This is a genomic window from Paenimyroides tangerinum, from assembly GCF_003865405.1.
GTDB classification, from domain to species: Bacteria; Bacteroidota; Bacteroidia; order Flavobacteriales; family Flavobacteriaceae; genus Flavobacterium; species Flavobacterium tangerinum.
In genome coordinates, this window is record NZ_RQVQ01000060.1 from 630 (window position 1) to 11,225 (window position 10,596).

At 31.7% G+C, this 10,596-nt stretch carries 8 protein-coding genes; 2 read left to right on the forward strand and 6 right to left on the reverse strand.

What is annotated here, in order from left to right; genetic code table 11:
* Positions 1-4,478: choice-of-anchor L domain-containing protein (locus EG240_RS15420; protein ID WP_203229330.1), on the reverse strand; the 4,478-nt coding region annotated here is incomplete at its 3' end.
* Positions 4,479-4,651: 173 nt separating this feature from the next.
* Here EG240_RS15420 and hflX point away from each other — a divergent pair.
* Positions 4,652-5,887 carry a GTPase HflX gene (hflX, locus tag EG240_RS15425; protein WP_125020240.1) on the forward strand — a complete coding sequence of 412 codons (1,236 nt, stop codon included), beginning with the start codon at positions 4,652-4,654 and terminating at the stop codon, positions 5,885-5,887.
* A 58-nt stretch (positions 5,888-5,945) separates the two neighbouring features.
* Here the strand turns inward: hflX and EG240_RS15430 are convergent, their stop codons facing one another.
* The 5 genes from EG240_RS15430 to EG240_RS15450 are packed head-to-tail and all read right to left on the reverse strand — an operon-like array spanning position 5,946 to position 9,337.
* Positions 5,946-6,803 (reverse strand): DUF3078 domain-containing protein, encoded by an 858-nt coding sequence (locus tag EG240_RS15430; protein WP_125020241.1) that lies wholly within the window; start codon positions 6,801-6,803, stop codon positions 5,946-5,948.
* A gap of 48 nt (positions 6,804-6,851) precedes the next feature.
* Positions 6,852-7,358 carry a DUF2480 family protein gene (locus EG240_RS15435; RefSeq protein ID WP_125020242.1) on the reverse strand — a complete coding sequence of 169 codons (507 nt, stop codon included), beginning with the start codon at positions 7,356-7,358 and terminating at the stop codon, positions 6,852-6,854.
* 10 nt (positions 7,359-7,368) lie between these two features.
* Positions 7,369-7,692, reverse strand: coding sequence for an iron-sulfur cluster assembly protein (locus tag EG240_RS15440; RefSeq protein WP_125020243.1), 324 nt, complete (start codon positions 7,690-7,692; stop codon positions 7,369-7,371).
* A gap of 1 nt (position 7,693) precedes the next feature.
* On the reverse strand, positions 7,694-8,110 hold the full coding sequence (locus EG240_RS15445; RefSeq protein ID WP_125020244.1) for a SufE family protein: 417 nt from the start codon (positions 8,108-8,110) through the stop codon (positions 7,694-7,696).
* A gap of 12 nt (positions 8,111-8,122) precedes the next feature.
* Positions 8,123-9,337, reverse strand: coding sequence for an aminotransferase class V-fold PLP-dependent enzyme (locus EG240_RS15450; RefSeq protein WP_125020245.1), 1,215 nt, complete (start codon positions 9,335-9,337; stop codon positions 8,123-8,125).
* A gap of 278 nt (positions 9,338-9,615) precedes the next feature.
* Between EG240_RS15450 and pnuC the strand changes: the two genes are divergently transcribed.
* Positions 9,616-10,230 carry a nicotinamide riboside transporter PnuC gene (gene pnuC / locus EG240_RS15455; RefSeq protein ID WP_125020246.1) on the forward strand — a complete coding sequence of 205 codons (615 nt, stop codon included), beginning with the start codon at positions 9,616-9,618 and terminating at the stop codon, positions 10,228-10,230.
* The last annotated feature ends 366 nt before the right edge of the window (positions 10,231-10,596 follow it).

Here is a 10,596-nt window from a genome sequence, read left to right on the forward strand (position 1 = left end):
TGAACTAATTGTACCCAACCAGTTAATGTTTCAAACGGTGTAATAACAGTGTAGAAATATGTTCCGCTTGGCAACATACCCCCGCTATTACTTTGTCCTTGCCACTGATTGGTATAACCTGGTCCATGAGAATAAACTTCATTTCCATGGCGGTTAAAAATCTGAACTTTTATTATATTAAAGAATGACAAATCAAAATTATCATTAAGTCCATCTCCATTTGGTGAAATCCCTTTTGGAATTGAACAATTTAAAACTTCAATATTAAAGCTAGATTCTTCAAAACATTTATCTTTTTGGCTATAGATATAAATCTTATGTTTTCCGATAGCAATATAACTATTTTCTTTTAGATTTTCACCACTTGCACCAGGACCTGTAAAATATTTTTGTCCTTCAGGTAATTCTGGCAATTGATAAGATGTACAAACAACGACATCTTCAATAAACATTGGATCATCAACAATAATATATTCCACATCAAAACTCATAATTTCCTCACAACCAGAAATTAAATTTTTAATTTTTATATAAATTTTATACGAGCGGTCAACAAAGAAGGTTTGCGGATTTGTGATGACATTTGTATTATCATTTAAATCGGATATAGATGGAAAATATTCAAATGTAAAATCTGTTGCTGGAATTCCATTTAACATTACCATTTCATTTGCTGTTAAATCGACAATTGCAACATCATTATGACACACTTTAATTAATTCTGGTTCATCGAAATCGTCAATAAACAATGGATAAATTTCAACTACTATGCTATCTGAAACAGCACAACTAGATCCAATATAAGTTGCTTCAATTGTATAAATACCAGATTCAGTAACAACCAAAACAGGATTTGTAGCACCAGGAATTGGCACACCATCTTTTAGCCATTGTACAGTATATTGATCCATGTCAACACCTGAATCAAGTGTGTAACTTTGAGCAGCACATAAGGCATTATTTTCTTCAACTGTTAGATCTGACCCTAAATCAACTGTTCCTAATTGAAAACTTCCGCCTTCAATGAATACTGCAGAATCATGACTTGAATCAGGACTAAACGGACCATAATCAGCAATTGCTAATTTAATATGATAAGTATTTCCAGGTACAACAACTGACTGCGCTATCATAGAAACTGTTTGACCATGGAAATTGATTGGAGCACCTAATGAAGCTGCGTCATTTCCACCATCAAAATATCGATCGAAATATTGAATATTTGAAGATAAACAACCTGAATTATATTGCTGATCTCTAATAGTTGTAACAGCAACAGGAATATTTGTATTTGGTATTACAGCAATATTAGTGGTGATACCAGTTGTCAAATCAGTTAGTAAAAAAGCAAAAATATCAGAATAATCACATTGATAAGTTCCGTATTCGTCAGAAGCAAACAAGAAATTAAAACTCATTTGATTAGTAATTGCAGTAAAATCAAATTCTAAAACCGAAGCATTATTAGTAGTACCTGATAACCCTTGCACTAGTAAAAGTGCATTTAAACTTGCATCTCCACCTGAAGTACCATTCGCTTGAACTCCATTTGCTTTTGGTCCAGGAGCTGCTGAAATAAATCCTGAAGAAAGTATGATTCCATCATTATATGCGAAAGAAGAACCATTCTTTTCAAAATAACCAATACCTAGAGGTCCAGTTGCGTTTGAACTTGTACTCCAAGTAACATTTTCAACATTTGCACAAGGATTATTAATCAATATTTCTGTAACCAATTCTGGAACTGTATATTGATTATTACTTGTTCGGATCGGAGGTAGCGGTGAAAGAATACAAACATTATATGTAGTAATAGCTGGAGCGGTCAATGAATAAACCTTTATGTAATATGTTGTTCCAGGAACTAAATTATTATAAGTATTGATAGAATTGGTATTGGTAAAATTATCACATTCCATTTGAATCAATCCACCAGCACAATCACCAGAGTACAAAACAGTATATAAAGTAGTAACATTTCCGACAATGTCAGAAATTTTCAAAATATGAGTTGCTTGAGTAGCTGTAAATTGAAACCAAACATCATTATTTGAGGTTCCTGTACAAACTGAACCTAAATTAGAATTTGTAGCACCAATTAAACTAGCATCAACACTATCAATACAATCTGTATCAGGATTCACAGGAACTGAAATAGCATTTATACATTCATCATTTGGCGCTTTTGTAAAGCCGTTTCCAACAATTGACCAAGGACTTTGATTAGTACCCGAACAATTTGACCTTACATAGACATCATACAAAGTTCCTGAAGGAATTGCTGGAGTTGTAAATGGTTTAGTTGTAGTATTATAAACTGTCAAACCTGTTGTATTACCTGTAAAAGGAGTTCCAGCTGGTACTAAAACTACATCCCATGAAGCAACCGTTCCAAATTGCTGCCAATCTAAAACCATATTTGTTGCTGTAGAAGAAGTATTCACAACATCATAAGGTTCTGGACAAGACGGAACAGCTTCAATTATTACATCATCAATAAAAACTCTTGACGCCATATTACTCTGAACATGCCAAGAAATAGCACCAGTTCCAATAAAATTAGGTAAATAAACTATTTTTTCTTTGTAAGTAATATTATTGTATCCTGTATCTGGAACTAAAACAGTTGAAAAATCAGACACTCCTATTCCACCATTTTGAGACATTTTTACAGAGAAATTTTGTGCCGTTGTTGTACCTGTTCTGTATTTATAACGCAAACGATATTGGCCATTGAAATTAAAAACAGGTGAAACCAAATAATCATCATTTGTAGCGGTTCCAGAACCTACAGCATTAATCGAAGCTGATTGATTTCCTTCAAAAGGAGTCTGAGTAAAATTCATATCCCATAATCTTGTGTCGTTATTATTATTAATAACATTCCAACAAATTTCTGATGGTGAAGTAGTATTAAATCCTTCAGAATAAGGCAAGTTAAAAGGTGCACAAAGTGTATTAAAAGTATAAGGTCCAGCCCAAGTACTAAAATTACCATCGCCACAAGAAGCACGTACGTAATATTCATAAATTGTAGATGGTTGTAATGGTGTACCATTTTGCAACTGATTAACCACAGGAGTTAAACTTGTAACAGTTGTTCCTGAAGTGACAGGTAAATTATCAGCAGTATTTTGAACAAATATTTGCCAAGAAGTAGCATTATTTCCTACACCATTTTGCCAACCTAATTGAGCACTCGATTGTGTAAAATTCGTTGCTGTTAAATTAATTGGCTCAACACAACGAATTCTTTGAATATTAAAAGTATATTGAACAGATTGTGGCGTAGGACGAGTAGAAATAACAAAATAATAAGTTGTACCAGCTGTTAAACTTAAATTATTAATCTGACGAATATTTGCATTTGCATTTGCAACTCCAGCAATACAACTTACACCGATATTTGCACAACTATCATATACAAAAATACCTGAATAAACATCTTGAGGAATCAATTCAACCTCAACATCCATATTTTCATTTGGAGTAAAAGCATAAACTACATCATCTCCATTTAAATAGTTACCCGCAGCTCCACATGAATTTCCTGCAGAACCGCTATAATCATCTCCATAATTCGCTGTAGTATCTGAATGTGAATAAGGAAGCGAATTAATGTTCAAAGCAGAATAACAATCTGAACCTGGTGTTTTAGGTGTAAATTGATTAGAAACAACCCAACCAGAAGTATTTCCAGAACAAACTGCACGAACATATACTTTATAATTTACACCAAAAACCAAAGGAATTTCAATAGAATTTACTGTTGAAGTATGTGTAGCTACTCCAGTTGGCTGATTATTACCTGTTACTACTTCAATTTCAAAAGAAGCAGCTCCGCCAGGATTATCCCAAGATATCACACCTGAATCTAAATCAACATCACTAATCATTATATTAGTAACATCTAAACATTGATTAAAAAATTTAACATCATCAATAATCCAAGATTTACCAACACCTATATTCTCCATAACAAAAGCTATGTAAACATTTTGATTGGCATAACCTGTCAAGTTCAAAGTTTTCAAATCGAAATTAGCATTTGGACTAATTGGAACTGTTGCACCTGAAAAAGATTCAGTATAAGTATGTAAAAGAGTAAAATTTCCAGGAGCTGTTCCTGTTGTAGAAATCATTATTTTCAAAACACTATTTCTATTTGGACCAACAGGAGTCGTTTTCCCAACAAAAACCAATTGTGGATTTGGTACACCAGTCAAATTTACTTGAGGTGTTATCAACCAATCTTGTACTGGATTAGCAGCAGTACCTGTTTCATTTGCAACCATTGCAGCAACAGTTGCATTATTTCCCAAACTTGCAGGAGAATTCATCCAACTTTGACCTAAACCTACTCCATTATTACTAATTGTCCAAGTTGAAGGAATTCCTGTATTGAAACTCTCTTGAAATACTTGTGCATTTGCAAATAAAGTAGAGGTTAAAAAAAATAAAAGTAATATTCGTTTCATAGACACTCGGTTTTATTTGTTATTTAATTAAAAAAATTATATAATATTTACGTATAACACCAAATGTATAAAAATATTTCACTTCTTTTAATTTTTTATTAACAATATAATTAAAAAAAATAAATTTGAAATTTAAATTGTATTTTTGCTTAAATATTATATCTATTCCTTTTATGTTAGATAAAGAAACTATTAGTTACGAGAAAGCCATTTTGGTTGGTATTATTACTCAAAACCAAAGCGAAGAAAAACTTAACGAATATTTAGACGAACTTCAGTTTTTAACTTACACTGCTGGTGGAGAAGTTGTAAAACGTTTTAAACAAAAAATGGACAAACCCAATCCTAAAACTTTTGTTGGAACTGGTAAACTTGAAGAAATTGAATCTTATGTTATTGAAAATAAAATAGACACCGTTATTTTTGACGATGAACTTACGCCTGCACAACAAAAAAATTTATCTAAATTATTAGAAGCCAAAGTTCTAGACCGAACAAATTTAATTTTAGATATTTTTGCTCAACGTGCAGAAACTTCGTATGCAAGAACTCAAGTTGAATTAGCACAATTTCAATATTTACTTCCACGTTTAACAGGAATGTGGACGCATCTTGAACGCCAACGAGGCGGAATTGGAATGCGTGGACCTGGAGAAACAGAAATTGAAACTGACCGTCGTATTGTTCGCGATCGAATTGCATTACTAAAAGAAAAACTTAGAACAATCGATAAACAAATGGCTGTTCAAAGAGGTAATCGAGGCGCCTTAGTTCGTGTTGCTTTAGTCGGATACACCAATGTTGGAAAATCGACTTTAATGAATGCTGTTGGAAAAAGTGAAGTTTTTGTTGAAGATAAATTATTTGCAACATTAGACACAACCGTTCGAAAAGTAGTTATTAAAAACCTACCATTTTTATTAACCGATACAGTTGGATTCATTAGAAAACTTCCTACACAATTGGTTGAATCATTTAAAAGTACACTTGACGAAGTTCGCGAGGCTGATTTATTACTTCATGTTGTAGATATTTCTCATCCAGAATTTGAAGATCATATCGAATCGGTAAATCAGATTTTAAAAGAAATCAAAAGTGATGATAAACAAACCATTATGATCTTTAATAAAATTGATAAATATCAGCCTGAGTTTTTTGATGTAGAAGATTTAATGATTGAACGTTCTACAAAACATTATTCAATTGATGAATGGAAAAATACTTGGATGAATAAGGTTGGAGAAAACAACGCGATTTTTATTTCAGCAACTGAGAAAGAAAATTTCGAGGAATTTAGACATAAAGTTTATGATGCTGTTCGTGACATTCACTTAACCCGTTTTCCTTACAACAACTTTTTGTATCCTGAATATGAAGATGCGTTTGAAAAAGAAGAAGATTCTGAGTAATAAAAAAGATGCGTTAAAATTAGATTTTAACGCATCTTTTTTATTACTATTCTTTCTTTTAATTATGAAAAGAATACTTAAATCCTACTCCAATATTTTGTCTTTGCTGTAAAGCTCCAAAAGTTTCATTATCATATAATGCTTGATAATTAATATTAGCAGTAATGAATTTAGTTACTTTCATATCGATGTTCAATTGGTAATCAAAATCGACATTTTTAGTATTTTCGATATAATTTGAATACAATCCTAAAATGTTTTCAATCGTAATATTTTCTAAAACTTTTACTCGGTAATAAACATAAGCTGCTGCACCAAATTCCAAACGCTGGGTTTCGTGTTGTTCCACACTAAACGACTTTCCATTCTTAGTAAATTTTTCATGAACAAAAATAAACTTTGTAGATGCTGGAGAAATATTAATTTTAAAATCATCATTTTTTTTCCATAAAACCCCAGGCCCTAATTGAAGAAAAACAGGAGACATAAAACGAGAAATGTTTTTAGTTTCATCCGTTGGGTCGTAACCTTTATCAAACTGCGTTTGAAAATTCATATAGGCAGAATATGACCATTCTTTATTCATCGTTTTTGATAAAATAGAATTCAGTTCAATTCTATCATCCGTTTTTTTAACTGAATTTCTTTTATTTCTATTAAAACCATAAGTTGCTAAAACTTTATTATCCCAAGACCAATCCTTTTTATGATAATTAAAATCGTAATTGATTTTTGCATTTACCGTTAAATTGTTTGTTCCTCCAATTTGCCATTTATCAAAACTCGTTTGAGCTCCTGTTAGCGAATTTGTTCCAGAAATTTTCCAATGTTTAACAGGAATACTATCGTTTTTAGTTTGCGCATTTGCAACTAAAAAACCTAAAGAAAATAGAACTAAAAAAAAATACTTACTCATAGTTAAAAGCTTTAACACAAAGTAAGTATTTTATATGCGAATTTCAAATTATTTCTTTTTGAAAATTGGAACAGCCGAACAAGCTTCACCAAACATAATGGAGCGTGCAAAACGCATCATTTTCTGAGTTGCCATTACGTAAGCTTCTTCTGGTATTGGCTTTTTAGAACATCCTTTTATAATCACAGGTTTATTCTCATAAGAAGAAAAATCTAAATTTGAGATTATTTCTTCATAAAAAGCTAAATCAAGCTGATGTAACGACCCTTGAACTACTTTTTGAGCAACTGGTTGTAAATATGAACTTACCAACATAAAAGCCCAAGAAGGCAAAATAGCATCGGTTGAACAATTTAAAGCAACTAATTTATCTTTATAAATTTCAAAATCGAAATTCTTTAAACCTTCACGAAATTCTTTTTCTTTAAGAATGAATCCTCCGTGAAGCCATTGCGAAATATCTAAAAACACACGCTCATTTTTAGGATAATAATCTTCTAAATCGAAAACCATTAAGCTACTTTGAGCTACCTTATTTACAATTTCATCTGCCATAATTATATAATTATAACATTCCTAATTCTAATTTTGCTTCTTCGCTCATTAAATCTTTTGACCAAGCCGGTTCAAATGTCAATTCTATTTCAACATCTTTTACCATATCTATAGAAGCTACTTTTTCTTGAATTTCCATTGGTAAAGTTTCAGCAACTGGGCAGTTTGGCGAAGTTAATGTCATTAAGATTTTAACTTCACGATTTTCGTTTACAAAAACATCGTAAATCAATCCTAATTCGTAAATATCAACTGGTATTTCTGGGTCGAAAATGGTTTTTAAAACCTTAACGATTTTTTCTCCCAATTCGTTCATATCAATTTCTTGTTCCATATTATTTTGTTTGAAGGGCTAATGCGTACATTTTTATTTTTTTTATCATCGAAACCAATCCGTTTGCGCGAGTTGGCGATAAATGTTCTTTTAATCCAATTTCGTCAATAAAACTCATATCGGCATTTAAAATATCTTCTGTTTTTTGATTCGAAAAAACACGAATTAAAATAGCGATAATTCCTTTAGTTAAAATAGCATCACTATCTGCAGTGAAAACAATTTTATCATCTATTTTATCTGCATGAACCCAAACTTTAGATTGACATCCTTTGATGATGTTATCTTCAGTTTTGTAAGCTTCATCAATTAACGGAAGGTTTTTTCCTAAATCAATAATGTATTCGTAACGTTCCATCCAATCGTCAAACATTGCAAATTCATCAACAATTTCTTCTTGTATTTCTTTAATTGTCATTTTATTTTGGGCTTAAGATAACATAGTTTTCGCCTTTTTTAAAGCTTCGATAAAGATATCAATTTCTTCTTTAGTATTATAAAAAGCAAAAGAAGCGCGAATGGTACCAGGTATATTAAAATAATTCATAATTGGTTGCGCACAGTGATGACCTGTACGAACTGCAACACCTAATTTGTCAATGATTGCACCAACATCATACGGATGGATTCCTGTGAAATTAAACGAAATTACAGATGCTTTATGTTCCGAAGTTCCGTAAAATTCAATTCCATCAAACTCTTGTAAACGTTTGGTTGCGTAATCTAAAAGTTCTTGTTCGTAAGCTTCGATATTATCGAATCCAATCGCATTCAAATAATCAACGGCTACACCTAAAACAATTCCGCCTGCAATATTTGGAGTTCCAGCCTCGAATTTATGTGGTAAACAAGCGTACGTTGTTTTTTCGAAAGTAACTTCTTTAATCATTTCTCCACCACCTTGATACGGAGGCAATTGATTTAACCATTTTTCTTTTCCATAAAGAATTCCTGTTCCGGTTGGACCGCAAATTTTATGTCCAGAAAAAACATAAAAATCACAATCCAAAGCTTGAACATCTGGTTTTAAATGCGGAGTTGCTTGAGCGCCATCAATTAAAACAGCTGCACCCACTTCGTGTGCTTTTTCGATAATAAACTCAATAGGATTAATCGTTCCTAAAGCATTTGAGATATGATTAACTGCTACGATTTTTGTATTTGGCGAAAGTAATTTCACATATTCATCCATCATCAACTCCCCTTTTTCGTTCATTGGAATTACTTTTAAAGTTGCACCTGAACGTTCGGCAGCAAATTGCCAAGGAACAATATTAGAATGATGTTCTAAATGCGAAACAATAATTTCATCTCCAGGTTTTAAAATCTGTCCGAAACCATTAGCAACAAGGTTAATTCCGAAAGTTGTTCCAGACGTAAATAAAACCTCGTATGAATGACGCGCATTTAAATGTTTTTGAATTTTTAGACGAGATTCTTCATAAACATCCGTAGCAACTTGACTTAAATGATGAACACCACGATGAATGTTTGCATTGATTTCTTCGTAATATTTAGCAATTGCATCAATCACCACTTGCGGTTTTTGGGCTGTTGCACCATTATCAAAATACACTAAAGGTTTTCCGTTTACGTGTTGTGTAAGAATAGGAAAATCAGCTCTTATGGATTTAATATCTAACATCTTCTTTAAAAATTTGTACAAAGTTACAACTTGAAATTGTAACCTTATTATTTTTAATACAAAGATAACGATTCAAACCATCGAAAAATACTAAAAACACATATTAATTAAATTGATTCTAAATAAAACTACAAAATAATTATGGATATTTGCAGTTAAAATGTGGGGTGCTCTTTTTCAAGGGCTGAGATGATACCCAAGATCTTATTCTACACCTGATTCAGATAATGCTGACGTAGGGAATATTTTATCATCTCCTGATCTTTAAAAAATTTAAAATGATACAGGAAATCTTTTTTCAAATTTCGATACTTGAATGGATTGGTGTAAGCCTTGCCATTGTTCAAGTTTTACTTTCCAGAGTAAATAATCCAATAAATTATTTATTTGGAATTTGCAGTGTTTCAATTACAATGTATTTGATGTTTCAAAGTAAGCTCTATGCCGAATTTGCTTTAAATATTTACTATTTAATTATGAGTATTTACGGTTGGTACTTTTGGAAATTTGGAAAACAACAGCACGAGACTCCAATTTCGTTTTCAACTAAAAAAGATTATACAATCAGTTTTTTGATAGTTCTTATTTCTTTTATTCTATTTTATTTTGGATTGACACAACTAACCGATTCTGACGTACCGATTTTGGATGCAACAATAAGTGCATTTGCTTGGGCTGGGATGTGGTTGATGGCAAAACGCAAAATTGAAAATTGGATATTTTTGAATATCAGTAATGCGATTGCTATTCCGCTAATGATTCATAAAGAATTGTATTTATATGCAATTTTAAGTTTGATACTATTTATTGTTGCTACTTCGGGATATTTTAAATGGAGAAAGATAAAAAGGTCGATGAAAATCGAGCTTTTTAAGAAATTTAAAATAAATTAATACGAGTTTATTCCATTGGTTGAAGCTTTATTTATAGCCAATGCAACGGCATTTAATTCAAAAACAGAATTAGCAATAATCTGCCTTTGTCCAGCTGGTAAACCGTATAGTTTAACAAGTGGTTTGCCGTTTTTATAATAAGCGGGATAATCATTAGTCCCTTTACTATCTGCAGAACCAACAGAATCTCCAAAATAAACAAAGTTTTTAGAATTATTATACCAAACCGTTGAAGAAGTAGGGTCATTACCATCGTGATTGGATATACTAACTTAGCGTTCAGTTGAAGTTAAGACTAAAATTTTAAATTTGACTCATGAAACAAGGACGAAAAATCTATGATGCCGCTTTTAAAATAAGAGCATT

Bases quoted from the DNA above. Each gene is read 5' to 3' on its own strand.
- EG240_RS15430 (WP_125020241.1), bottom strand. From the start codon at position 6,803: ATGAGTAAGTATTTTTTTTTAGTTCTATTTTCTTTAGGTTTTTTAGTT.
- EG240_RS15440 (WP_125020243.1), bottom strand. From the start codon at position 7,692: ATGGAACAAGAAATTGATATGAACGAATTGGGAGAAAAAATCGTTAAG.
- pnuC (WP_125020246.1), top strand. From the start codon at position 9,616: ATGATACAGGAAATCTTTTTTCAAATTTCGATACTTGAATGGATTGGT.
- EG240_RS15435 (WP_125020242.1), bottom strand. From the start codon at position 7,358: ATGGCAGATGAAATTGTAAATAAGGTAGCTCAAAGTAGCTTAATGGTT.
- hflX (WP_125020240.1), top strand. From the start codon at position 4,652: ATGTTAGATAAAGAAACTATTAGTTACGAGAAAGCCATTTTGGTTGGT.
- EG240_RS15450 (WP_125020245.1), bottom strand. From the start codon at position 9,337: ATGTTAGATATTAAATCCATAAGAGCTGATTTTCCTATTCTTACACAA.
- EG240_RS15445 (WP_125020244.1), bottom strand. From the start codon at position 8,110: ATGACAATTAAAGAAATACAAGAAGAAATTGTTGATGAATTTGCAATG.